This is a genomic window from Wenyingzhuangia gilva, assembly GCF_030519655.1.
Taxonomy (GTDB): Bacteria; Bacteroidota; Bacteroidia; order Flavobacteriales; family Flavobacteriaceae; genus Wenyingzhuangia; species Wenyingzhuangia gilva.
The window spans coordinates 84,728-107,978 of record NZ_JAUMIT010000004.1; the positions used below are offsets into that span (position 1 = coordinate 84,728).

At 31.5% G+C, this 23,251-nt stretch carries 24 protein-coding genes and 1 riboswitch; of the genes, 6 read left to right on the forward strand and 18 right to left on the reverse strand.

Annotated features, from left to right (window positions below):
* Position 1: 1 nt before the first annotated feature.
* The 4 genes from mutL to QVZ41_RS09185 all read right to left on the reverse strand — a co-directional run bounded on the left by mutL (position 2) and on the right by QVZ41_RS09185 (position 3,567).
* Positions 2–1,876 (reverse strand): DNA mismatch repair endonuclease MutL, encoded by a 1,875-nt coding sequence (mutL, locus tag QVZ41_RS09170; RefSeq protein WP_302884270.1) that lies wholly within the window; start codon positions 1,874–1,876, stop codon positions 2–4.
* 12 nt (positions 1,877–1,888) lie between these two features.
* Positions 1,889–2,170, reverse strand: a complete 282-nt coding sequence (locus QVZ41_RS09175; protein ID WP_302884271.1) for a hypothetical protein — start codon at positions 2,168–2,170, stop codon at positions 1,889–1,891.
* Between the two features lie 71 nt (positions 2,171–2,241).
* On the reverse strand, positions 2,242–2,721 hold the full coding sequence (gene ribH / locus QVZ41_RS09180; protein WP_302884272.1) for a 6,7-dimethyl-8-ribityllumazine synthase: 480 nt from the start codon (positions 2,719–2,721) through the stop codon (positions 2,242–2,244).
* Between the two features lie 66 nt (positions 2,722–2,787).
* Positions 2,788–3,567: a YfgM family protein gene (locus QVZ41_RS09185; protein ID WP_302884273.1), complete on the reverse strand. Its 780-nt coding sequence runs from the start codon at positions 3,565–3,567 to the stop codon at positions 2,788–2,790.
* 138 nt (positions 3,568–3,705) lie between these two features.
* Here QVZ41_RS09185 and recF point away from each other — a divergent pair, with 138 nt between their 5' ends.
* Both recF and QVZ41_RS09195 read left to right on the forward strand, forming a co-directional pair.
* Positions 3,706–4,788: a DNA replication/repair protein RecF gene (gene recF, locus QVZ41_RS09190; RefSeq protein WP_302884487.1), complete on the forward strand. Its 1,083-nt coding sequence runs from the start codon at positions 3,706–3,708 to the stop codon at positions 4,786–4,788.
* Positions 4,788–5,108, forward strand: coding sequence for a DciA family protein (locus QVZ41_RS09195; RefSeq protein WP_302884274.1), 321 nt, complete (start codon positions 4,788–4,790; stop codon positions 5,106–5,108). The genes recF and QVZ41_RS09195 overlap by 1 nt, the downstream gene beginning before the upstream one ends.
* Here the strand turns inward: QVZ41_RS09195 and QVZ41_RS09200 are convergent, their stop codons facing one another.
* Positions 5,109–7,319: an endonuclease MutS2 gene (locus QVZ41_RS09200; RefSeq protein ID WP_302884275.1), complete on the reverse strand. Its 2,211-nt coding sequence runs from the start codon at positions 7,317–7,319 to the stop codon at positions 5,109–5,111.
* Positions 7,320–7,390: 71 nt separating this feature from the next.
* Here QVZ41_RS09200 and ung point away from each other — a divergent pair, with 71 nt between their 5' ends.
* Positions 7,391–8,101: a uracil-DNA glycosylase gene (gene ung, locus QVZ41_RS09205; RefSeq protein ID WP_302884276.1), complete on the forward strand. Its 711-nt coding sequence runs from the start codon at positions 7,391–7,393 to the stop codon at positions 8,099–8,101.
* On the opposite strand, the gene QVZ41_RS09210 is transcribed toward ung, so the two are convergent.
* The 9 genes from QVZ41_RS09210 to QVZ41_RS09250 all read right to left on the reverse strand — a co-directional run bounded on the left by QVZ41_RS09210 (position 8,074) and on the right by QVZ41_RS09250 (position 16,708).
* A complete protein-coding gene (locus tag QVZ41_RS09210; protein WP_302884277.1) occupies positions 8,074–8,424 on the reverse strand; it encodes a translation initiation factor in 351 nt (116 codons plus the stop codon). The two genes, ung and QVZ41_RS09210, sit on opposite strands and share 28 nt — an antisense overlap.
* Entirely contained in the window at positions 8,425–8,667 is a 243-nt protein-coding gene (locus QVZ41_RS09215) for a hypothetical protein (protein WP_302884278.1), read from the reverse strand.
* A gap of 56 nt (positions 8,668–8,723) precedes the next feature.
* Positions 8,724–9,683, reverse strand: coding sequence for an isopenicillin N synthase family dioxygenase (locus QVZ41_RS09220; RefSeq protein ID WP_302884279.1), 960 nt, complete (start codon positions 9,681–9,683; stop codon positions 8,724–8,726).
* Positions 9,684–9,686: 3 nt separating this feature from the next.
* Positions 9,687–10,409 (reverse strand): DUF6048 family protein, encoded by a 723-nt coding sequence (locus QVZ41_RS09225; RefSeq protein ID WP_302884280.1) that lies wholly within the window; start codon positions 10,407–10,409, stop codon positions 9,687–9,689.
* Entirely contained in the window at positions 10,390–10,854 is a 465-nt protein-coding gene (locus tag QVZ41_RS09230; protein ID WP_302884281.1) for a DUF6452 family protein, read from the reverse strand. The genes QVZ41_RS09225 and QVZ41_RS09230 overlap by 20 nt, the downstream gene beginning before the upstream one ends.
* A gap of 113 nt (positions 10,855–10,967) precedes the next feature.
* Complete coding sequence (locus QVZ41_RS09235; protein ID WP_302884282.1) at positions 10,968–12,797, reverse strand: DEAD/DEAH box helicase; 1,830 nt, start codon at positions 12,795–12,797, stop codon at positions 10,968–10,970.
* An 89-nt stretch (positions 12,798–12,886) separates the two neighbouring features.
* Entirely contained in the window at positions 12,887–13,129 is a 243-nt protein-coding gene (locus tag QVZ41_RS09240; protein WP_302884283.1) for a VF530 family protein, read from the reverse strand.
* A 38-nt stretch (positions 13,130–13,167) separates the two neighbouring features.
* Positions 13,168–16,014: a TolB family protein gene (locus tag QVZ41_RS09245; RefSeq protein ID WP_302884284.1), complete on the reverse strand. Its 2,847-nt coding sequence runs from the start codon at positions 16,012–16,014 to the stop codon at positions 13,168–13,170.
* 13 nt (positions 16,015–16,027) lie between these two features.
* Positions 16,028–16,708, reverse strand: a complete 681-nt coding sequence (locus QVZ41_RS09250) for a LysE family translocator (RefSeq protein ID WP_302884285.1) — start codon at positions 16,706–16,708, stop codon at positions 16,028–16,030.
* 95 nt (positions 16,709–16,803) lie between these two features.
* On the opposite strand from QVZ41_RS09250, the gene QVZ41_RS09255 reads away from it, so the two are divergent.
* Positions 16,804–18,423: an ABC-F family ATP-binding cassette domain-containing protein gene (locus QVZ41_RS09255; RefSeq protein ID WP_302884286.1), complete on the forward strand. Its 1,620-nt coding sequence runs from the start codon at positions 16,804–16,806 to the stop codon at positions 18,421–18,423.
* A gap of 70 nt (positions 18,424–18,493) precedes the next feature.
* Here the strand turns inward: QVZ41_RS09255 and QVZ41_RS09260 are convergent, their stop codons facing one another.
* From QVZ41_RS09260 to QVZ41_RS09270, 3 genes are all read right to left on the reverse strand, one after another.
* The gene (locus tag QVZ41_RS09260; RefSeq protein WP_302884287.1) at positions 18,494–19,393 is read right to left on the reverse strand and encodes a PKD domain-containing protein; all 900 of its coding nucleotides are present in this window, start codon (positions 19,391–19,393) and stop codon (positions 18,494–18,496) included.
* 111 nt (positions 19,394–19,504) lie between these two features.
* Positions 19,505–19,716: riboswitch (cobalamin riboswitch) on the reverse strand.
* Between the two features lie 92 nt (positions 19,717–19,808).
* On the reverse strand, positions 19,809–20,093 hold the full coding sequence (locus QVZ41_RS09265) for a DUF3817 domain-containing protein (RefSeq protein ID WP_302884288.1): 285 nt from the start codon (positions 20,091–20,093) through the stop codon (positions 19,809–19,811).
* Positions 20,094–20,161: 68 nt separating this feature from the next.
* Complete coding sequence (locus QVZ41_RS09270; RefSeq protein ID WP_302884289.1) at positions 20,162–20,617, reverse strand: hypothetical protein; 456 nt, start codon at positions 20,615–20,617, stop codon at positions 20,162–20,164.
* Positions 20,618–20,826: 209 nt separating this feature from the next.
* Between QVZ41_RS09270 and QVZ41_RS09275 the strand changes: the two genes are divergently transcribed.
* Positions 20,827–21,747 (forward strand): hypothetical protein, encoded by a 921-nt coding sequence (locus QVZ41_RS09275; RefSeq protein ID WP_302884290.1) that lies wholly within the window; start codon positions 20,827–20,829, stop codon positions 21,745–21,747.
* 55 nt (positions 21,748–21,802) lie between these two features.
* On the opposite strand, the gene QVZ41_RS09280 is transcribed toward QVZ41_RS09275, so the two are convergent.
* Positions 21,803–22,174, reverse strand: coding sequence for an LETM1 domain-containing protein (locus QVZ41_RS09280; protein WP_302884291.1), 372 nt, complete (start codon positions 22,172–22,174; stop codon positions 21,803–21,805).
* Positions 22,175–22,343: 169 nt separating this feature from the next.
* Here QVZ41_RS09280 and QVZ41_RS09285 point away from each other — a divergent pair, with 169 nt between their 5' ends.
* Positions 22,344–23,216: a DUF4382 domain-containing protein gene (locus tag QVZ41_RS09285; protein ID WP_302884292.1), complete on the forward strand. Its 873-nt coding sequence runs from the start codon at positions 22,344–22,346 to the stop codon at positions 23,214–23,216.
* The last annotated feature ends 35 nt before the right edge of the window (positions 23,217–23,251 follow it).

Sequence of the window (23,251 nt, forward strand, 5' to 3'; positions counted from 1 at the left end):
CCTAGTCGGTATTAAAAATAATGTCTAGTTTTTTACTGTTAACCGTTGTGTAAATTTTCTTTCTAAACGGCGATATATTGGCTTCTTTACAGGCAAATAAATCTTGTATCAAAACTTCTTGTTCTACATCCGTTAATTTTGTTCCTGTCTTTATAGCTAGTGTTTTGGCTAATGATTTAGCTATCATATCTAACTGACTAAAACTGTTTTCTTGAATGTCTTCTTGAAAATCTTCTATCAATTGTTCAAAAACCATGCTAATCTGACTCTCACTAATCGTGGTAGGAATACCTGACACAATTACATGGTCTTTAGACATATCTTCAAACATAAAACCAGTACTTTCTAGTTCTTCTTTAATATTTTGTAAAATGTATAACTCTTGTTTGCTGTAATTAATGCTAATAGGAAAAAGTAGTTGCTGACTAGAGGCTTCTTTTACCGTAATGTTAGCTAAAAAGTTTTCGTACAACACTCGTTGATGTGCCAAATGTTGATGTACCAAATACGTTCCTGTATTTAAATTGCATAAAATGTATTTGTTCTGAATTTGAAAGGTATCCTTAACCAGTTTTGTTTCTTTGGTTTCAAACAATTGAGGATTCAATTCGCTTTCTATCACAGGCGTATTGGCAATAGATTCTAAACCATTGTATAAAGTTTCCCAATTTCCTTCGTTCTTTTTTGATGATAAAGATTTACCATTACTAAAACTACTTGTGGTAGATTTTGTTTCTTTTTCTTGAAAAGGGTTAAAATTAGACTCCGTTTTAAAAGGATTAAAATCAGGATCTACTTCAATTCTTGGGGCACTAATAGGTTTGTCTTTGTAACTGTAAGGCGTTTCTAAATTTTTGTCTTTGGTAAAATCTAGTGCAGGCATAATATTATATTGACCCAAACTGTGTTTTACTGCAGCTCGTAATATTTCGTATAATACTTTTTCGTTATCAAATTTCACTTCTGTTTTGGTAGGGTGAATGTTAATATCGATGGTATTGGTAGGTACTTTTAAATATAAAAAATAACCAGGATGCGTTCCTCTTTCCGTCAATCCTTCAAAAGCTGCATTGATGGCATGATGTAAATAAGGACTTTTGATGAATCTATCATTTACAAAAAAGAATTGTTCTCCACGTTTCTTTTTGGCAAACTCAGGTTTCATAATAAATCCACTAAGTTTTAAAACATCAGTATCTTCATTAATAGGAATTAAACGTTCGTTGGTTTTTCCTCCAAAAATATTGACCACTCGTTGTTTTAAATTCCCTGCTGGAAGATTAAAAATTTCTGAGTTATTATGATTTAACACAAAATGTACATCTGCATGAACCAAAGCCACGCGTTGAAATTCATCAATAATATGTCTGGTCTCTACCGCATCAGATTTTAAGAAATTCCTACGAGCAGGAATGTTAAAAAATAAATTCTTTACCGCTGTATTGGTGCCAATAGGAGTAGGGACAATTTCTTGATTGATAATTTTACTTCCTTCAATTTGAATACAAGTTCCTAATTCGTCATCAACTTGTTTGGTTTTCATTTCTATTTGAGCAATAGCCGCAATAGAAGCCATGGCTTCTCCACGAAAACCTTTGGTAGATAAATTAAATAAATCTTCTGCTTCTCTAATTTTAGAGGTTGCATGTCTTTCAAAACAAAGTCTCGCATCCGTTTCAGACATACCCGTTCCGTCATCAATTACTTGAATAAGGGTTTTTCCTGCATCTTTTAAAATTAGGTGTATGTTTTTTGCTCCAGCATCAATAGCATTTTCTAATAGTTCTTTAACTACGGATGCAGGTCTCTGAACCACCTCACCAGCTGCTATTTGATTGGCAACATGATCAGGTAATAGTTGAATAATGTCAGACATTAAGAATATGAATTATCTTAGTATGTAAATTGCTGTGATGGATAAAATGGCAATGATAATAGCCAATCTATAGGTAGATTTTCTATCTGCATTTGAAGCAGATCTACTTCTATTCCATTCGTGTTTTAGATTGTTTTTAGAAAGCGTTACAGTATAATCAATATCTTCATCTTCCTGCCTTTCTCTTTTATAACGTTCTTCTAAAGCCTGTAAACGTTCCTTACGCTCGTCGTAATAACGAGGTTTGTAGTTAAATACATAGTGACCTATGGGTTTGAAAGGGGTTTTAAACATGGCTTATAAAAAAAACATTATTGTCAAATTTAAGAAAAATTCGACAATAATGCTTAGTATTTGGTAGGGGATTAGCGTTTGTTTAAAGCAGCCATTTTAATAGCAGCCACAGCACACTCAATTCCTTTGTTTCCTAATTTTCCTCCAGATCTATCTAGAGATTGTTGTTTGGTGTTATCTGTAAGTACACAGAAAATAGTTGGCGTATCGTATTTAATGTTTAAATCTTTGATTCCTTGAGTAACCCCTTCGCAAACAAAATCAAAATGTTTTGTTTCTCCTTGAATTACGTTTCCAATCGCAATGATAGCATCCACATTTCTGCTTTCTAGCATTTTTTTACATCCGTAAATCAACTCAAAGCTTCCTGGAACTTTCCAAGTGATGATATCTTCTTCGGCAACACCGTTGTCTAACAAAGTATCAATAGCTCCTAAAGTTAAATTTTCTGTAATCTCAGGATTCCATTCAGAAGTAACAATTCCAAATCTAAATCCTTTTACATTAGGTAAATCATCTTTATCGTATGCTGATAAGTCTGTAGTAGCCATGTTTTTTTAGTTTATAGTTGTTTGTTGTTAGTTATTAGCTATGAACTAAGAACTAGAAACCAACAACTAATTATTAGCGTATTTAGCTTGATTGATATATAAATCGATGTTTTTTGCTTGAGATGAATTTGGGTAATTTTCTTTTACATATTCAAATAAATCTTCAGCCTTATCAAAGTTTTTCAAAGTTAAAGCAACTTTACCAGCTTTCATTAAGTAAACAGGAGCAATCGCATCATTTGTAGCGTTTTCACCAGCTTTAGCAAAATATAATAAAGCTTCGTTAGGATCATTACTAGCCAAAGATGCATCTCCAATATTTCCTGCCACAATTGCATTTAAAACAGGATCTTTAGTATCTACCCCTTTTAAATATTCAATTGCTTTGCTGTATTCTTTTAAGTTCATGTAAGAAATTCCTGCATAATATTTAGCCAAGTTACCAGCTTCAGTACTAGAATAGTTTTCAGCAATATCAATCAATCCGTAATTTCCTTCAGCACCTTCTAAAGCAGTGGTAAATAATGTTTCATCAGTACCAGCTGTTGCTTTTGTAAATTCTTGTTTTGCAAAAAATAAGGCATCAGCAGCTTCTTTTTCTTTAGGAGCAGCAATAAATTGACTGTATCCCATGTAACCAAAAATGATTAATACAGCAGCAATCAATCCAATAAATAGTGGTTTGCTATTTTTCTCAATCCATTTTTCAGAAATGTTAGCGGTTTCATCTAAAGTGTTAAACACTTCTGCTGTAGTACTGTGTTCAGCATTTCCTGCATTGTCTACGATTACTTCTTCTTCAACCTCATTCGTCTTTTTGTAACCTCTTTTTTGATATGTAGCCATTGAAATATGTTATGTTTTTAATAATTAATTTAAATCTGAGTTGGACAAAAATAGTTTTTTTAATCGAATATCAAAACACAGGATTCAGCAAAAAAAATGATAAATTGCACTTCCTTTTTTAATCACGTAAAAACAAACATGCATCTTCAGAAATTATCTTTGGTAAATTATAAAAATATCACATCAGAAAACTTTGATTTTGATGCGAAAATTAACTGTTTTATTGGAAACAATGGAGTGGGGAAAACCAATGTGTTAGATGCCATTTATTACTTGTCCTATACCAAGAGTTATTTTAATGCGGTAGCTACCCAAAACATTAAACACGGAGAAGAATTTTTTATTATTGAAGGTGATTATTTGTTAGAAGATGAACGTATAGAAAAGATTGTTTGTAGTCTTAAAAAAGGAACAAAAAAAGTAGTAAAACGCAACGGAAAATCTTATGATAAGTTTTCGGATCATATAGGAAATTTCCCTTTGGTGATTATTTCTCCATCGGATAGAGACTTAATTATAGAAGGAAGTGAAACCCGAAGAAAGTTTATGGACGGGGTCATTTCTCAACAAGATAATATCTATTTACAAAGTTTAGTGAGCTACAATAAAATATTGGCACAGCGTAATGCTTTGTTAAAGTATTTTGCGGCCAATAGAACTTTTGATGCGTTAAATTTGAGTGTTTACAATGAACAGTTATTAGAATTAAGCGATTATATTTATGAGAAGCGTATTTGGTTTTTAAAAGAATTTGCTCCTATTTTTAATGAGTGTTATCAAGAAATTAGCAATTCTAAAGAGGAGGTTAGTTTGTTGTATAAAACGCAGTTGGATGAAGCTCCATTGTTAGAGTTGTTTGAACAAAATTTAGGAAAAGACAGGGTGTTACAATATACATCTGTGGGAATTCATAAAGATGATTTGCAGTTTGAATTGAATGGATATCCTATCAAAAAATTTGGTTCTCAAGGACAGCAAAAATCTTATTTGATAGCTTTAAAATTAGCTCAGTTTGAGTTTATGAAACAAGTAACAGGTAAAAAACCGATTCTTTTGTTTGATGATGTTTTTGATAAATTAGATGAAGATAGAGTAACACAGGTCATAAATTTAGTAAACAAAGATCATTTTGGTCAGATATTTATTACCGATACTCATGGAGATAGAACTGAAAACGTAGTTAAAAGAACAGATCAACCTTATAAAATATTTCACTTGTAATGGCTAAAAAAAGAATAGATCAGCGAACTGTTAGAAATAATGAAGCCAATCCTTTAAGTGATTTGATGAAGCATTTTATCAAAGCAAACAATTTAGAAGAAGGGTTTCGAAAAATTAATGTAGAAGAGGAGTGGGTAAAATTAATGGGACCTGGTGTAAAATCTTACACTGAAAAAATAAGTCTTAAAGGAGGAACCTTAATTGTTAAAATATCATCTTCATCATTAAGAACGGAGTTGAGTTATGGAAAGGAAAAAATCTTAACCATGATGAACGAAGCTCTTGGAGAAGAATTGATTAAAAAAGTAATTTTAAATTAATTACTTCTTCCTCTTAGCAGCCACGACCAATTCAATTTTGTCTAAGGTAGTAGCGGTGGTAAACATTCCGTAGTTAATGGTTACTTTTTTCTTGTCTATTTTTTCTATAATTCCACTAGCTCTACCATCAATCAATCTAACTTTGTCGTCTACCTTAAACACATAGCTAGCTTTTTTCTCAGCCGCTATTTTTTCTTCTTTTATTTTTTCTTTTCTAACTTCAATTACTTTTGTTAAAACTTCTTCTTCTGTTTTTTTCAAAGCGATTTCGGCCTTTTTCTTAGCCACCTTTTCCTTAACTTTTTGTGGTTTTGATTTTTTTACTTTTGGATGTGCTATGTCATATTTAGACTTTTCTATCATCACCCATTTGTCCAATTCCGTTTTAAACTCTTTTTTGTTATTGGTTTGGAAATATTTATTAATCAATTCATTTATTTTTCTACCAATGCTCAATATTTTTTGATTGGTATCATATAAAGTTTGAAAACTCTCAAGTTTTTCCTGAATTTTATTTTCTTTTTCAGCCAATACATCAGCGTACTCTTTAGCCTTAGAACTTTGTTGTTCCATGTCTAAAGTATTGCGTTGTAAATTGGTGCGTTCTTGTTGTAGCTTAGAAATGGTTTTGTCAAAACGTACTTTAGATTTGTCAATTTTCTTTTTAGCACGGTTGATTAAACTGAATGGAATTCCGTTTTTTTGAGCAACCTCAAAAGTAAAAGAACTTCCAGGTTGACCAATTAATAAAGTAAACAAAGGCTCCAATGTTTTACTATCAAAAGCCATATTGGCGTTTACCACATTTTCAAGTTCATCAGCCAAAACTTTTAAATTGGTGTAGTGAGTGGTAATCACTCCATAAGCACCAACTGTATAAAATTCTTCTAAGAAAATTTCTGCCAAAGCTCCTCCTAGTTCAGGATCAGAACCCGTTCCAAATTCATCAATCAAAAACAAGGTGTTGTTGGTGCATTTTTTTAAAAAACCACGCATATTTTTTAATCGATAACTATAAGTACTTAATTGGTTTTCTATAGATTGATTGTCTCCAATATCCGTTAAAATATGATCAAAAAAGTGAGTCGTACTGTTTTCATGCACCGGAATTAAAATTCCACTTTGAATCATAACTTGTAGTAATCCAATGGTTTTTAAGGTAATACTTTTTCCTCCTGCATTGGGACCAGAAATCACAATAATTTGCTGTTTTTCTGCTAATAAAAGTGTTTGTGGTACCACAGGTAATTTTCTCACTTTGTTTTTTTCTAACAAAATAGGATGATAGGCATTGATGTAGTTAACTTCTTTAGTGGTAGAAAATTCAGGTTTTACTCCTTCAATTTCTTTGGCATAAAAAGCTTTGGCTTTTAAAACATCTAAGGCTACTAAAAGCTTGATGTATTCTTCTATTAAAGGAGCAAAAGGTCTAATGTCTTGTGTAAGAATTCTTAAAATTCTATCCACTTCTTGTTTTTCTTCTAATAACAGTTCTTGTAATTGTCTGTATAAATTTAACGTGTTTTGTGGGGCAATAAAGACAATGCTTCCTGTTTTAGAAGTTCCTAAAATACTTCCTTTTACTTTTTTTCTGTGAATGGCTTGTACTGCTAAAACAGGTTGATTTTCTATGATAGATTCTCTAATGTCATCTAAATAACCTGCTTTGTTATATTTTGATAATTCGCTGTTAAAAGAAGTGCTGATTTGACTACGAACATCATTTAATCTTTTTCTAATTTGATTTAATAATTCCGATGCTTTACTTTGAACTTCTCCATAATTGGTGATAATTTTAAAAATAGTATCCACAATTTGTTTGGTAAATTCAATGTTTTCAGTCAGCAAAGATAAAGTAGGGTAGTAGTCTTTAAATTTTTGAAAATGTACAATAAGCTCATTAGAGGTATTAGAAATATTGGCAATTTTTAAAAAAGCTTCAGGTAAAAGTTTACTGTTTTCAATTTTTAAAAGTTTTACCTCTTTGTCAACATCATCAAAGTAATGATTTGGAATTCTGTTTTCACTAACCAAAGAACCCAAGTATTCGTTTACTTGTGCTAAGGCAATTTCTAAGTCAGGTTTATTTGCATAAGGAACGATGTTTGAAATTAATTCTTTTCCCTTATCCGAAGTACAATGTTTAGAAATACTTTCTAAAATGATAGAAAATTCTAAATCTTGTAATGTTTTACTGTGTATTTGACTCATGCTTTAATTGTGTACTTACGGTAGATGTTGTTATTTTGTGAGTAGTACAAAAATACACATTCAAAACAAATATGCAGACCCTACTACCAAATGATTGGCAAGAACTATTAAAAGAAGAATTTACCAAAGCATATTGGTTTGATTTGGTAGAAAATGTAACGCATGCGTATAAATCAAACACTTGTTACCCAATTAAAAATGAGGTGTTTAATGCTTTTAAATATTGTTCTTTTAAGGAGGTGAAAGTCGTAATCATTGGTCAAGATCCTTATCACGGAAAAGGACAAGCAAACGGATTGTGTTTTTCATATGTTGGGAATCAAAAGTTTCCACCATCACTTAAAAATATTTATAGAGAAATTTCTAGTGATTTAGAAGTTGAGATGCCTAATGATTTTGGTGATTTAACTGCTTGGGCAACACAAGGGGTTTTGTTGTTAAATGCTACTCTAACTGTAGAGGAAGGGAAACCTAATAGTCATCAAAAATTTGGATGGAATCATTTTACAGATGCTGTGATTCAGAAAATATCAGAAGAAAAACAAGACATTGTGTTTTTACTTTGGGGGGGATTTGCTCAGAAAAAAGAAGCTTTAATTGATTTGCAAAAACACAAAATTTTAAAAGCTACACATCCTTCACCATTAGGAGCCAATAAAGGCGGATGGTTTGGTTGTAAGCACTTTTCTAAAACAAATGAGTATTTAAAAAGTATAGGGGAAAAAGAAATAAAATGGAAGTTAATTAATGAAAATCAACCTCCAACTCTTTTTACTTTATAACCATCTTTGGTTAAAATTTCCATGATTTTATCTCGGTGATTTCCTTGAATGATGATTTCGCCATCTTTAATACTTCCACCTACACCACACTTGTTTTTAAGATTTTTTCCAAGCGCTTTTATATCTTCATCAGTTCCTACAAAACCTCTAATAATAGTTACTATTTTACCACCACGTCCTTTATTAGAAAAAACGGCTTCTAGCTGTTGTTTGTTATTTGGTAAGGTTTCAGTAGTTTCTTCACCGTTATCAAAATAAACATCTTCGTTGGTAGAATAGGCAAAAGCTCCTAAAGCTGATAAATCATTTAATTTTTTAGCCATTTAAATCTTTATTTGTTTTTGTTTTACAAATATAAGGATTGATAATAACTCAAGAAACAATCCAAAAATTATTGGATAATAAAAGGGTAGCGTGTATTCAGATATTTTTACCTCTCCCACAAATACACCAAATAAAATAGAAACGGTTCCTAGTAATATAAATAATAGCTTGGGTCTGTCTAATATCCTGTTTTTTCTTTTAGAGGTTCTTTTTCTTCTATCATGGGGCCTTTTTTCACGCATTCTTCTTTTTTTAACTAATTTAATGAAAAAAAATCATTAAGTGGGGTTGTTTATTGCTATTTGATTAATCCTAAGTCTTTTAGTCTTTCATATAAGAACTCTCCAGCAGTAATATCTTCAAAACTTTTAGGATTTTTTTCTGATACACAGTTATCTAAACAGGTTAAGTCCATAGTTGGCACAGGATGCATAAAAAATGGAATGGAATAACGAGAAGTTCCCCAAAGTTCTTTAGGTGGGTTGATGACTTGGTGAATGGTAGATTTTAATTTGTTATTGGTTAGTCTTGATAACATATCTCCCACATTAATCATCAATTCATCTGGTTGTGCAATGGCATCAATCCAGTTTCCTTGTAAATCTTGTACTTGTAAACCTTTTCCTTGAGCTCCCATTAACAAAGTAATCAAATTGATGTCACCATGGGCAGCAGCTCTTACAGCTCCTTTAGGTTCTGATTGAATAGGAGGGTAATGTATAGGTCTTAAAATACTGTTTCCGTTGTGAATAAATTCATCAAAATATTGTTCCTCTAATTCTAAATAAATAGCTAAAGCTCTTAAAACATATTTAGCTGTTTTTTCTAATTGCTGATAAACTTCTTTTCCTACTTTATTAAAATTAGGAAGTTCCTCAACCATAATATTTGGAATCAATACTTTTTGTAAAGCCTCTGACAAAACTTCATTTTGATCCACATATTGGCCAAAATGCCAAAATTCTTTTAAATCTCCTTCTTTTTTCCCTTTGGCACTTTCTTTACCAAACGAGGTATAACCACGTTGTCCTCCCAATCCATCAATTTCATATTTGTCTTTGATTTCTTGAGGTAGGTTAAAAAAGTTCTTAATTTCTGTATATAATTCTTCTATCAATTCCTCTGATAAAAAATGTCCTTTTAAGGCAACAAAACCAATATTACTAAAAGCACTTCCTATTTGTGATACAAAGGCTTGTTTGTCTGAAGTGTTGTTTGATAAAAATTGTTGTAAATCAACAGATGGAATTTTTTGCATGATTTATTTTTTATATAAAGGAATTCTGTATGAAATGGTGTAATTAATATTTGCTCCTGATCCGTTTTTGGTTATTTTTCCAATTCCGGGACTGTAGGTGCTTTTGTAATTATCAGGATCATTGGTAGATATAACTTTGCTAAAACTAACCATAAATCCTAAAAATAAATTCTTAAAAGTTTCTACTTTAATACCTGCAACAAATTCAAACCAATGCGTATTGATATTGTTGTATTTTTGTCCCTCTACAGTTTTAGGAGGAAAATATTCACCGTTTTGAGCAATAGTATAACTGCTTAAATTGTCGTTATAAATACTGGTACCATATCTAGCTCCAAGGAAAGTTTCATTGTCCATGTCTAGCCAATTGGTATATAAATTATAGTTTACTCCTAATTTTAAATAGCTTCCGTTAGCGGTGTGATTAAAATAATCTTCTTGAAGGGTTCTTTTGGTGTATCCCATTTCTCCAGCAACAAACAAACGAGTATTGATTCTGTAATCAGCAACAATCTCACCACCACTAAAATCATTTTGACTAAAAGATAAGGCAGGTTTTACCAAATCAACTCCAATACGCAAACCGTAGGTTTTTGGATTGTAAAAAGCTCCAACACTATCTCTTTTAATGGTTTTAATGGTATTTATAGTGTCTATTTTTTTACTTTGTGCAATGCTAACTAAAGAACAAAGTAAAATAGAACAACTAATGAAATATTTTAACATGCGCTTTAGTTTGATCTGTGATATTAAATGTTGAAGTAGGAGTAGCAGTAGACAACCAATCGTTGTTGGTGGTTGTAATATTAACCTCTTTAAAAATACTTTTATAGCCACATGCTTTAGACACAAATACATCTTCAATCGTATAATTAATATCGATGTCTTCCTGACTATTTTCACTGTCTAAAATAGAAAAGTGATACGTAACATTATTATTTTGTGTGTCTAAAGGAATGGATAAAGAATCTGTTGTCACACCATTATATAAAGTGTCTTTTGAATTAGCCCAAACAATTAATTTAATTGATTTGGTTTTTGTAATGGTGTCTTTATCGTAAAAACGAATAATTAGATTAGGCGTAGTTGCATCTAAGCAAAATTCATCTTGACAACTAAATATAGCTGTAGTGAAAGTTACTAAAAAAAGCAATGATAGTAATTTTTTCATGTTGTCAAAGATAAAAGATTTCATTAGAATGTAAACGGAGAACGACACAACTTAGCATAAAAAAAGAGGACCATTGATAGTCCTCTTTTTTTTATATGTTTTGTGAAAGATAATTAATCTCTTTTACGCCCCCATGATTTGTTTTGAACACGTCCTGAAGCAGCACTGCGGCTAGAAGTTTCTCTACTTCCTGATCCTTCTCTACGTTTTCCTTTAAAATCACCACTGTCTCTACGAGGTCTATCGTTTCTATCTCCACTACGGAAATTTCCACCATCTCTACGTGGTCTTCTGTCTCCACCACGTCCACCACCACCGCCTGAACGACGTTTTTTAGTGATTTCAACATTTACACCTCTTCCTTCAAATTCAGGAGCATTTGCTAAAAAAGCATCAAGGGTTTCTTTTTCAAAGTTTTTGTCTAACTCAAAGAAAGAAAAAGTATCTAAAATTTCAATTTGACCTATTTCTACATTATTTGTAATGTTTTGATCGTTGATCAATCCCATCAAACGAGGAGGGGTCAAATTGTCTTTTCTACCAATGTTGATAAAGAAACGAGACATGTTTTCGTCATCTCTTTTTCTTCCTCTGTCATCACTTTCTCTAGCTGGTCTGTTGTCGTTAATGTCATTTGCTTTAGAGTAGTATTCTAAGAAAGCATTAAATTCAACAGATATAAATTTTTGAATCAACTCTTCGCGAGACAATCCTTCAAATTGTTCGTATATATTATCTAAGTATCCAGAGATTTCTTTGGTGTTGATTTCAGTATTTTTTACTTTTTCAACCAATTTAAACAATTGAATCTCACAAATTTCTTTTCCGCTAGGAACTTCTTTTTTGATGAATTTCTTTTGAATTTTACGTTCAATAGGTCTTAGTTTACCAACTTCTCTCGCTGTAACTAATACAATAGAAACTCCTTTGTTACCAGCTCTACCTGTACGCCCACTACGGTGTGTGTAAGCTTCGTTTTGGTCTGGTAATTTGTGGTTAATTACGTGCGTTAAATTGTTGACATCTAATCCACGAGCAGCAACATCTGTTGCTACCAACATTTGAACTGTTTTGTTACGGAACTTTTGCATTACGTTATCACGTTGTGCTTGTGATAAGTCACCGTGTAAAGAATCTGCATTGTAACCGTCAGCGATTAATTTTTCTGATACTTCTTGACATTCACGTCTAGTTCTACAGAAAATAATTCCATAAATATCAGGATTTACATCCGCAATACGTTTAATAGCAGCATAACGATTTCTTTCTGTAACAACGTAATATTCGTTACTTACATCATCAGAACCAGTATTCTTTGTACCTGCAGAAAGTTCTACAGGTTGGTGCATATAATTACGTGCAATGGCTTCAACTTCTTTTGGGAAAGTTGCAGAAAACAATAAGGTTTGTTTGGTTGATGGAGTAGATTCTAACACAGCATCCAAATCATCTTTGAATCCCATGTTTAACATTTCATCTGCTTCATCTAAAACCAACCATTGTAAGTTTTCTAGTTTTAGTCTTCTTCTGTTGATTAAATCAACAGTTCTACCTGGAGTTCCCACAACAATTTGTGCTCCTCTGTTTAATTTTCTAGTTTGGTCTTCAATACTTGCTCCTCCGTATACAGTCACAACTTTTAAACCTCTAATGTTTTTAGAAAACTTTTCAATTTGATCTCCAATTTGAACAGCCAACTCACGTGTAGGAGACAAAATAATTGCCTGTACATTGTTGTTGTTAACATCAATTTGTTGAATAATTGGTAAACTAAAAGCAGCTGTTTTTCCAGTTCCTGTTTGTGCAAAAGCCTTTAAATCATCAGTGGATGATATTACTTGTGGAATTGCTTTTTCTTGAATTTCTGATGGAGTTTCATACCCCATCTCTATCAAAGCTGAAAGAATTTCTTCTTTCAACCCTAATTCGCTAAATGTCGACATATAAGTTTGTTTATGATCCACAAACCTATACGACAAGTTTGCAAATCTGATTATAAAAATGCAAATGTACGCTATTTACTTAGAACTACCTATAGATTATGCAACTCTTTATATTCTAACCAATCTAAGTATAAATTTTCTGTACGTTTCCTAGCCCAAGGCATGGTTCTTAGGAACTTTAAGCTACTTTTAAAGGTAGGATTGTTACCAAAACATTTAATTCCAGTCTCTTTTTCCATCTCTTCCCAACCTAAATTTTCAATTAATTCAGTAAGAATATCAGCTAATTTTATTCCGTGTAGTGGATTGTTGGGTTGTTGGTTTGAGGTCATTTCTTCGTTTTTGAGTCAAATTTAAGTTAAATCTCTGTTTAGAAAGACAAGTTTGTTGCTAAAATAAATTGAAATCCACTAGAATTATTTCCTAATAGACTTTCTTTTAATAGATGTGAATATCTAATTCCGACTGTGATGGGTAAAACATTAAAGTAAACATTATCAAATAAAACTTCTGTTCCCACAGAATTATAAGTTTGTGTTTTAAGTTCTTTTATGATGTTTTCATTATTTAATTTCCCCACACCATAATCATAAAATAAATTGGCTCTAATACGTTTAAAATAGATCAAACCTGCAAAACCAAAATCAGGATAAGCCAATGGCATACCATAGTTAAAGCTAATAGATTTAAATTCGTCATTTAAAGGAGCACTGTAACCCCTAGGATAAATATAATAATCACTAAACTGATAAGTGTTGCTTAGTTTTTCTTTTTGATATGCTCCTCTTATCCTAAGGTTATGGTTTTTATAAATCCCTGGTAAATAGAGCGTTGTGTTGATGTTAAACTGGTCAGCATTATCAGCATTTACAAAGTCAGCCTTTTTACTCATGTCTATGGCAAAACCCATGCGAGGACCAATATTCTGTAAAGCGGTTCTTTTATAGGTACTAAAAGTTAGCCCTGTGTTGTATGCGGTAAAACTCTTTTGATTAAATACAGTTTTAAAATTGTTTAAAATAAATTGATTTCCTTCTATATAGGGCTCAAAACTAGTGATGTAATTTCCTTTGTACCAAGTAAGCGGAATACCTATTTTTAAACCTAAATTGGTTTCATCAAAATCTAGAATATTGTATGGGGGATTCACATTGTTTTCAACAATAGTTTGTCTATTTGTTTTGCTGGCACTAAACTTTATTTCGGGATAAAATCTTGAAACCACAATATTTCCATTGTAAAAAATAGCATTATTTTCATTATGATTGATTCCACTACTAAAATTTAGAGCAACATCATTCAACATATTTACGGCTCTTAGGTTTATAGAAGATACTGAAGGTGATGGAGCAATGCCCCAAGTATGTAATTTTAATCCTTTAAATAACCCATTGTATTTTTTTGCGTTATAGGTAGTTGTTGTATCAATATTACTTAAAATATTTCCTCCTTCTGTTTGATTGGCTACTGTCTTGAATTGCTTCATTTTATTAGGTTCTTGGTAACTAATAAAAGAATTATTTTGTCTTATTTTTTGTGATGAAATTTGAAAACCTTTTGAGCTAAATTCTGTAAACATCAATTGATTCTTCTCAATACTAGGCTGAAAAGCCCCAACTTTTACAGAAGTCTCTTTTTTAACTTGTTTACTTCCAAGTAAATCAGTACTGTAAATATTATCAATTCCAGAATAGCTAGCGTTAAAATAAACCTTATTTTGAGTCACAAACGGAGTTTCTATCGTATGCGCAGTCCATGGTGTTAATTCTGTTATTTCTCCATTTTTAATATTTATTTTAATCAAACAAAGTTTTCCGTTTTCTTTAAGGATAGTAACTATGTTTTTTCCATCGGTGGTCCAAGCAGTTCTAGATAAAAAGTTGTTTTTAGGATTGTCAAAAGTTTTTTCTATCTGTCCCGTTTTACTGTTTATGATGCAAAGGTTGAATTCCTCCGAAGGACTAATATTAATGATGGCGATTTGGCTTCCATCGGGAGAAATAGAAGGTGAAAAATAACGAGTTGATTGGGTCAATCTTTTTTTATGATTTGTTTTTAAATCATAAAGAATGATGTCAGAATAATTTTGTGCTCCTCTACGAGGATTTTTAGTGCTTTCTGTCCATGCCAATAAATTGTCATTGTACGATAGAAAATCATCATTATTAATACCGATGGAAGTAATTTTAGTTTCTTTTCCTTTGCTAATTTTTACCAATTCATCCGTTGTATTGTAACTTTTTTTTCTGGCAATTACAGTGCTGTCATTTAAAAAAATAGGATAACTATAAGTCGTAATTGTTTTTGGTAGTTTTTTAAGGAGCGGAGTTGTGGGAATCAACTCTGTGTTTTCTATTTGAGTTTGTGTTTTGTCTTTGAATTCTTCCCAAGCTTTTTTGTAAAGTTTTGTGGTGTTTTTAATCTTTGTATGTCTTTTAATGGCTTTAGAAAAAGGATAAATCAGCCCGTCAAAAGCGGTTGATTCCTTTAAAATATCAGCAATGACATCATTCCCATAATGATTTCTTAAATAAGTCAACATCATATAGCCTAAAGGATAATGATTTGGAAGCATGTCTTTATAAGATCCATTTCTGTTTTTTAAATAAGAATAATCAATGTTTTCAGCAATCAAAGCTCTTTGTTGTAAGGTGAAATAAGGACTTCTACCTCTACCAGCATCACTCAAAGCAGTTTCTGTAATCACTGCATCTCCCTCATAATACCAATTGGGCAACACCAAATTGTTTACTACAGCCCAATAAGATTCTCCTCCCAAATAATAGAAAAAGTTAACAATTCCATTTTTTGCATTGATGTTTTGCAACACATGTCTGTATTCATGAATAGACAATACATCTAACCAATTTAAAGATCCAAGAGACAAATTACTTTGTGGAGGTGTTCCATAAAATTCACTTCTAAAAGGAGCTAAGCCTACATATCCATTAGGAATGGTGGTTTGGGTTTGCAAAACAATGTCAATCTGTTTTTTTTTATCTCCTACAGAGCGTCTGTTGTTTTGATCGATGTAATTAATAATTCTAGCAATCCTTTCTGCTTCAGGATTCATTCCATTAGGATAAATAATTCTAACAGCCGGAGAACTTATGATTTGCCAATTTTGCCCCAAAGGATGTCCTCCAAAATATTGCTGTGCATTTACATATGTTGATAGGAGTATGAATATTTTGATGAATAGTTGTTTATTCTTCATGATGATGTAAAATCTAGTTTTTAGGAGTTTTAATGTAACTATCAAAGTTAAAATCATCTTTAGGAATAAAACCTTTAAGAGTCATAAAAATCCCAAAAACAATTAAGATAATTCCCATTATTTTTTTGATTTGAAACACCACTTTTGGAGTTAATTTGTGTTTTAATTGTTTGGCTAAGATTATTTTTCCAATGTCAGTCATAAAATAGCTGATGATAATAATGGTAAAGTACCAAAAGATTGAAGTAGCATTCATGTCTAAAGCAGGACCAATTACAACAATTAATCCTAACCAAAAAGCCAATACACCAACGTTGATAAAATTCAATAGAAATCCTCCTATAAAAAGTTTTAAATATTCATTGGTAGAAGATATTTTAAGATTGATTTCATTGTTAGGTTCTTTTTTGTTTTTCTTATTAAATACAGTCAACAATCCATAAATAATTAAAATAATTCCTCCGACTAAAAACAACTTAGGATCATTTTTAATCTCTTTAAGCAAAGGTCTGCTTCCAAAATAAGCGATTAAAATAAAAGAAATATCACCCATAATAACGCCTAAATCAAAAGCAATAGCATACCTAACTCCTTTTAAAATACTGGTTTGGATAAGTTTGAAAAATACAGGTCCTATCATAAAAGCTAGAAAGAACCCAATAAATATTGCGTTTTTAATGTGAAAAAAATCCATTAATTAAAGATATAAATTCTTGTGAAAGCTCTTTGAATTCTAAGCATTTTTCTTTATCAATTTTGTACTTTTGCACCAAATTAAAAATAAGAGTCATGTTAACAGTTTCAAATTTATCGGTACAGTTCGGAAAAAGAGTGTTGTTCGATGAAGTGAATACAAAATTCGTACAAGGAAATTGCTATGGTATTATAGGTGCCAACGGAGCGGGAAAATCTACTTTTCTAAAAATATTATCAGGAAAAATGGAACCAACTTCTGGTCATGTTACTTTAGATCCTGGAAAGCGTATGTCTGTATTAACTCAAGATCATTATGCTTTTGATGAATATACTGTTTTGGAAACGGTGTTGATGGGGAACAAAGAGTTACACAAAATCAAAACAGAAATTGATGCTTTGTACGCTGATTATACGGATGAAAATGCAGAAAGAATTGGAGAGTTACAAGTTCGTTTTGAAGAAATGGATGGATGGAACGCCGATGCTGCTGCAGCAACCATGTTGTCTAACTTAGGAATTAAAGATGAGTTACATTATACTTTATTGGCCGATTTAGATGGTAAAACCAAAGTACGTGTGTTATTAGCACAAGCCTTGTTTGGGAATCCAGATGTATTGATTATGGATGAGCCTACCAACGACTTGGACTTTGAAACCATTGCTTGGTTAGAAAACTTTTTAGCAAATTATGAAAATACGGTAATTGTAGTATCGCATGACCGTCACTTTTTAGATGCTGTTTGTACACATATTTCAGATATCGATTTTGGAAAGATCAATCATTACTCAGGAAACTATACTTTCTGGTATGAGTCTTCTCAATTAGCGGCAAAACAACGTCAACAAGCCAACAAAAAAGCAGAAGATAAAAAGAAAGAGTTAGAAGATTTTATCCGTCGTTTTTCTGCCAACGTAGCAAAGTCAAAACAAGCTACTTCTCGTAAAAAAATGATTGAAAAGTTAAATGTTGATGACATTCAACCTTCTAGCCGTAGATATCCAGCTATTATTTTTGATAGAGATAGAGAAGCAGGTGATCAAATTTTAAATATAGAAAATTTATCAAAATCTTTTGAAGGAGAAACATTGTTTAAAGATGTAGATATCAACTTATCAAAAGGAGATAAAGTATTAGTGGTTTCTAAAAATTCTAAAGCAGTGACTTCTTTCTACCAAATTATTATGGGGAATGAGTCTGCTGATACCGGAGAATACAAATGGGGGATTACTACGAACCAATCTTATTTACCATCTGACAACTCATCATTCTTTGTAGATGAGAAATTAAACTTGGTAGATTGGTTACGTCAATACGCAAAAACTGAAGAAGAAAGAGAAGAAGTACATTTAAGAGGTTTCTTAGGGAAAATGATTTTTAGTGGAGAAGAAGCTTTAAAAAAATGTAATGTATTGTCTGGAGGGGAAAAAGTACGTTGTATGTTGTCTCGTATGATGATGACTAGAGCAAATGTATTGGTGTTAGATGAACCAACCAACCACTTAGACTTAGAGTCTATCCAGGCTTTAAACAACTCATTAAAAAACTTTAAAGGAACGGTCTTGTTTTCTACACATGACCACGAGTTTGCCCAAACTGTAGCGAATAGAATTATAGAAATTACCCCAAAAGGAGTGATTGATAAATATGCTACTTTTGATGAGTATTTAGATGATCCAAAGATTAAAGAATTAAGATCTAAAATGTACGAATAGTATATTTATCCAAATAAATAAAAATCCCCATTTGAAATTTCAAATAGGGATTTTTGTTATTATATATTGATTATTCTTCGGTTCCCTGTAAAGCTAAATCTTTAGCACCTTTAATTTCAGTCGAAAGTTCCCCTAGAAAGCCTAAACTTTCTTGAGCTCCAGTATATACTTTTATAAAGTCAACTCCTTGTAAAGAAACAGGATTTAGATTCTGATCTACAGCCCAATCAATATCAAAAACATTTCCATTACCATTGGCTTGGTAGTTAGCGTTATAATTGTCTACATATCCCCATTCTAAAGGTTCTGTACTAATAATACCACCACTGTTTATGGTTGGAAAAATTCTAGTTCCAGAAAAAGTTACTTGTTCTTGTTCTACAATAAAAAGAGGATATCTATTGGTGGTTCCTGCTTTAATTGTTCCTGAACCTCCGTTATTATCTGTCCATATAACTTCTTCAGTATCACTATTTGGATTTACGTATGTAACATTATAATTGTGTAAAGTCTCTTCATTAGAATGCGCGCTACCAGCTATTTCATACCAAGTATCATCGGCAATACCGTTACCATTTTCATCAAAAGAAACTTGGACAATTCCTGGTTCAGAAAAACCAGAAAATGCATTTCCGTAGATAATGAAGTCATTTTCATTTTCTTTATTTATAACCGTATGATCAAAAGTAAAAATGATAGAACCTCCCATGGCTCCAAGAGAAACCAATCCGGTTTTATTTCCAATAATAGATTCAGACGATTCAATGTTTCCAAGGTTTTTATTAGTGTATTGTCCAGGTCCAGGTCGGTAAGATAAGACTTCAGAAATATACTGACTACTTTCAGTGGTGATTGGTCTAGAGTACATTTCAAAGACATCTACTTCTTCAATAGATTCTTCTTTTTCACAAGCTGTAAATGTACTTAATGAAAGGCCTAATAAGGCGATTAAAAATGGTTTGTTGTTCATTTGTTTGTATTTAAAATAATTAATAATATTTTTTATTTTAAAAACAAAACATCAAGGAATAATCGGATAAATCCAAGAAAAATTTACCCAAAGCTATAACTCCCGAAAGCTTTGTTTTTTCGATTAATGGCAGGTATTCTGACTCGTTTCATTTGTTTAACCCTTCCCATCAAAAAAGACAGTGGTATTGTTAACAAACTTTTTCTAAGTAAATAGAGAAACTTACAGCAGCGGGTACTGTTCAGGATTTACACCTGATTCCCTTTTCATTACTATTCTATAATATCTTAAAGAATTAGTAAACCAAAAATCAGCGCGAAAGTAGTTTATTTTAAGAGGATTGTACCAAGGTTTTATGAAAAAAAGCCCAACTTTAAATGTAAAGTTAGGCTTATATATAAGTTGTTATTGTTCTTTACTTTACTTGTAAGTATTTTTTATCAGCGTAAAAAGTTCCAAAAGGCAAAATGGAACACACCAATATAATTGCAAACTCTTTTGTAGACCATTTTTGTTCACTTTTTAACAAAAAAGCCATGATTATATAAGTTACAAATAACAAACCATGTGGCATTCCTAGAGTTCTAACCAAAACATCATTCCCTGTAAAATGTTTTAAAGGAGATCCTATTCCTAATAGTAATAAATATGAAATACCTTCTAATAAGGCAATAATCTTAAAGTTTTTTAATGTAATCATCTGTTTAAAAATTGAGTAGCTCAAAAATACTAAAACAAAAAATCCCAACCTTTATAGTTGGGATTTTTTTATGAATGTTTTATCAAAGATTCAATTTTGTGTTTTTTCCAATATTGCATTAAAATAAAAGTACTAATAACACAAGAAGCCATAGCTTCTATGGTCATAGAAAAAACCACTTTGGGTAAGGTTAAATTATTTCCCCAAAAAGATGTGCTTTGCAAGGTCATCATCAATGAACTATCAATAAAAGTAATGTATAAAACCATAGAAGCAATCACCCCTATAATACCTAATAAACCGGTAGAAAATCCCATGGATAAGTTGGTTAAATAATTATTATCCATGTTTTGATGAATATTGTTTTTTATAGAACTGTTGATTCCCCATATTACAAATAGAATGTTTAAAATTCTAAATTCTACAACGTCAGACATTCCAATAAGTTTCATAAAAAAGTAAAAACCAACAATAGCTGCGTATATTTTAGCAGCATTCTTTAATACTATTTTTTGATTTGTCATAATGATAATTTTTAGGTTGTTCTACCTAATTTACTTAAAATTAATGAGATAACAAAATACAGATTAAGGACTCAATGCAAAATATTAATAAGCTCTTAAAAAAGAAAAGAGTGAATGATGACGACTTATTTTATGAATTCTCTTATTTTTGAAAACATAAGATTTTAATAGGTACCTAATCAATTATAGGAACATAAAAATTAAACATGATGAATGTAAACAACTCAAATTTCACAAGAGACGAAGACCATAACAATGTGTGGTTATCACAAAAAAACAATCAAGATTTTAGTTTTACGGATTTTGGAGTGAAGCCTACTGTTCTTAACACTGAGGCAGAAGTTGGAAAGGCAATGTTGAACGAACTATACAATACCGCAGCATCTAAAGAAGGAGATATTAATATTGCGCTTCTTGGAGGTAGAGGAGCTCAGGAATTACATCGTTTGTTAGGAGCATTGGCAAAGTCATCTGAACAAGATGCATTGCTTGCTAGGTTGAATGTGTTTACGCAAGATGCACTTGCTCCTATGAGTATGGACAATGGTTTTAGTTTTGTGAGGGATTTTGAGCGTATTTTGGGTGATGCCTTTTTTAAGAAAATAAAAAGCTTTACCCCAATGAGAACGGATACAGAAGATTTAGAATATGCTTTGATAGAGTATTTAACCAAATTAGAATCACTAGGAGGCTTGGATATTTTTTTTATTGGTCATGGGCCAGAAGAAAATCAAGCATCACATCTTGCTTATATTAAGCCTTTTTCTGGGGCAAAAAATCATCATGTTGCTGGAATCATTCCGATATCTAACAGTATTTTAGAACATCACATTAGTAAGTTTAAAGCAGGGGGAAGTGTTGTAAATGAAAGTGATGAAAAGGAATGTAGAGAAGCTAAGTATATCCTTACTTTAGGACCAGCCGCAATATTACAAGCTAAAAAAGTGGTTCAGTCTGTAGTAGATGCTGATTCTGCTCCTGCTAAAATTAAAACTTATGCAAATGTTCTTAATACTGCCATAAGTTCCAACATAGAAGAAGCCATGGAGCAATTAAATACAAACCCAGGATTGTGGATAAGATTACATGCCAATAGTAAATCTTTTGTATTGCCAAATTTAGGTTTTTAACAGATAGGTTGTTAAATTCTAGATGAATTGGTTTGTAACAGATAAAAGTAAGTTATTAAAGCTTTGTATTATTAATAGGCTTCCCTTTAAAGTTAGAGGGCATTAAATCAATGTTTCTCTTTTCTGCTGCTTTCAATAAAAAAGGAATAATAATACTGGCACCTGGTAATAAAATAAAAGGGATTCCAATTCCCGCTATTTTTAGCATATCATAAACATACAGTTTTAAAAACTTTTCATCTTCTTTGGTAATATCACCACTGTGAAGAATATATTTTTGGATAATGCTCGTTGTTTTTTTAGTGTCTTTGGCTCCAGTTTTTAATCCGTAAAAAAAAGTATCTAAAGCATGAGATACTTTGGTTCTGTTTTTAAAGATAAATATCCTAAAAAGTCTATAAGACCTACTGTGTTTTTTGGTTGACATCTTATTGTGAATGATGATATAAAAATACGACTTATCTTTATTTTATGATATAAAAATAAGAGCTTATTCTAAAATTGAATGATTATAATTCATTGTCATTTTTAACATAGGTTAGTTTTGGCATAGTATATGTACATTTTAAAGTGAATTAATTTTAAAAGGATAGATTATGAAAATGGAAACAATTAAATTAAGTTTTAAAAAAATGGCACTTACGGTAATGTCATTAACTTTAATAGGTTTAATGCAAAGCTGTAGTGATAATGACGGAACTGGAACAGCTCAAGTTAAATTTAAACTAGTGGATGCTCCAGGAAATTACGAGCAAGTAAATGTTGAAATTATAGACATTCAATACAATACAGGAGATGATGATGGATGGCAAAGTTTAGAAACTTTTGAAGGACCTTTAAATGTTGATTTAACAACTTTAGTAGGTGGAGAAAATGAAATTTTGGCTGATGAAGTGGTAGAGGCCAATACCATGCATCAAATTAGATTGGTTTTAGGAGATAATAATACCGTAGTTTTAAAAGGGGAAACAGAGGCAAAGTCTTTAAGTACTCCTAGTGCGCAACAATCAGGTTTAAAAATTAATATAGATGAAGCGCTTGAAGCAGGTTTCTCTTATACTTTTATTTTAGACTGGGATGCGCAAGAGTCTATCGTAGCTCAAGGAAATGGAAGTTATAGTTTAAAGCCAGTCATTAGAGTAAATGCTGAAAAGAATTCCGGAATTATTCAAGGAAAAGTTTGGGAGGATTTAGGAGATCAAGTAGAAGACAATCCAAAGGTCATTGAAGGTGCAACGGTTTCATTATATTATACTGTGACAGAAGAATTAGTAACAACAACAGAAACAGATGCCTTAGGAACTTTTGTTTTTCAAGGAGTTTCAAGCGGATCTTATAGTTTGGTTATTTCTAAAGATGGTTTTGTAGAATATACTTCAGAGAATGCTATAGAAGTAACTGTTGGTGAAACAGAAGAGTTAGGAAACATTAAATTACAAACCGTTCTGTTGACACAATCAGCAATATAATTTGAAATTATAGTTAAAAGAAAAGCCTTTCAGTT

What these genes read in the sequence shown, in the direction of transcription:
- mutL (WP_302884270.1), bottom strand. Translation starts at nt 1,876, where the DNA reads ATGTCTGACATTATTCAACTATTACCTGATCATGTTGCCAATCAAATA.
- QVZ41_RS09175 (WP_302884271.1), bottom strand. Translation starts at nt 2,170, where the DNA reads ATGTTTAAAACCCCTTTCAAACCCATAGGTCACTATGTATTTAACTAC.
- ribH (WP_302884272.1), bottom strand. Translation starts at nt 2,721, where the DNA reads ATGGCTACTACAGACTTATCAGCATACGATAAAGATGATTTACCTAAT.
- QVZ41_RS09185 (WP_302884273.1), bottom strand. Translation starts at nt 3,567, where the DNA reads ATGGCTACATATCAAAAAAGAGGTTACAAAAAGACGAATGAGGTTGAA.
- recF (WP_302884487.1), top strand. Translation starts at nt 3,706, where the DNA reads ATGCATCTTCAGAAATTATCTTTGGTAAATTATAAAAATATCACATCA.
- QVZ41_RS09195 (WP_302884274.1), top strand. Translation starts at nt 4,788, where the DNA reads ATGGCTAAAAAAAGAATAGATCAGCGAACTGTTAGAAATAATGAAGCC.
- QVZ41_RS09200 (WP_302884275.1), bottom strand. Translation starts at nt 7,319, where the DNA reads ATGAGTCAAATACACAGTAAAACATTACAAGATTTAGAATTTTCTATC.
- ung (WP_302884276.1), top strand. Translation starts at nt 7,391, where the DNA reads ATGCAGACCCTACTACCAAATGATTGGCAAGAACTATTAAAAGAAGAA.
- QVZ41_RS09210 (WP_302884277.1), bottom strand. Translation starts at nt 8,424, where the DNA reads ATGGCTAAAAAATTAAATGATTTATCAGCTTTAGGAGCTTTTGCCTAT.
- QVZ41_RS09215 (WP_302884278.1), bottom strand. Translation starts at nt 8,667, where the DNA reads ATGCGTGAAAAAAGGCCCCATGATAGAAGAAAAAGAACCTCTAAAAGA.
- QVZ41_RS09220 (WP_302884279.1), bottom strand. Translation starts at nt 9,683, where the DNA reads ATGCAAAAAATTCCATCTGTTGATTTACAACAATTTTTATCAAACAAC.
- QVZ41_RS09225 (WP_302884280.1), bottom strand. Translation starts at nt 10,409, where the DNA reads ATGTTAAAATATTTCATTAGTTGTTCTATTTTACTTTGTTCTTTAGTT.
- QVZ41_RS09230 (WP_302884281.1), bottom strand. Translation starts at nt 10,854, where the DNA reads ATGAAAAAATTACTATCATTGCTTTTTTTAGTAACTTTCACTACAGCT.
- QVZ41_RS09235 (WP_302884282.1), bottom strand. Translation starts at nt 12,797, where the DNA reads ATGTCGACATTTAGCGAATTAGGGTTGAAAGAAGAAATTCTTTCAGCT.
- QVZ41_RS09240 (WP_302884283.1), bottom strand. Translation starts at nt 13,129, where the DNA reads ATGACCTCAAACCAACAACCCAACAATCCACTACACGGAATAAAATTA.
- QVZ41_RS09245 (WP_302884284.1), bottom strand. Translation starts at nt 16,014, where the DNA reads ATGAAGAATAAACAACTATTCATCAAAATATTCATACTCCTATCAACA.
- QVZ41_RS09250 (WP_302884285.1), bottom strand. Translation starts at nt 16,708, where the DNA reads ATGGATTTTTTTCACATTAAAAACGCAATATTTATTGGGTTCTTTCTA.
- QVZ41_RS09255 (WP_302884286.1), top strand. Translation starts at nt 16,804, where the DNA reads ATGTTAACAGTTTCAAATTTATCGGTACAGTTCGGAAAAAGAGTGTTG.
- QVZ41_RS09260 (WP_302884287.1), bottom strand. Translation starts at nt 19,393, where the DNA reads ATGAACAACAAACCATTTTTAATCGCCTTATTAGGCCTTTCATTAAGT.
- QVZ41_RS09265 (WP_302884288.1), bottom strand. Translation starts at nt 20,093, where the DNA reads ATGATTACATTAAAAAACTTTAAGATTATTGCCTTATTAGAAGGTATT.
- QVZ41_RS09270 (WP_302884289.1), bottom strand. Translation starts at nt 20,617, where the DNA reads ATGACAAATCAAAAAATAGTATTAAAGAATGCTGCTAAAATATACGCA.
- QVZ41_RS09275 (WP_302884290.1), top strand. Translation starts at nt 20,827, where the DNA reads ATGAATGTAAACAACTCAAATTTCACAAGAGACGAAGACCATAACAAT.
- QVZ41_RS09280 (WP_302884291.1), bottom strand. Translation starts at nt 22,174, where the DNA reads ATGTCAACCAAAAAACACAGTAGGTCTTATAGACTTTTTAGGATATTT.
- QVZ41_RS09285 (WP_302884292.1), top strand. Translation starts at nt 22,344, where the DNA reads ATGAAAATGGAAACAATTAAATTAAGTTTTAAAAAAATGGCACTTACG.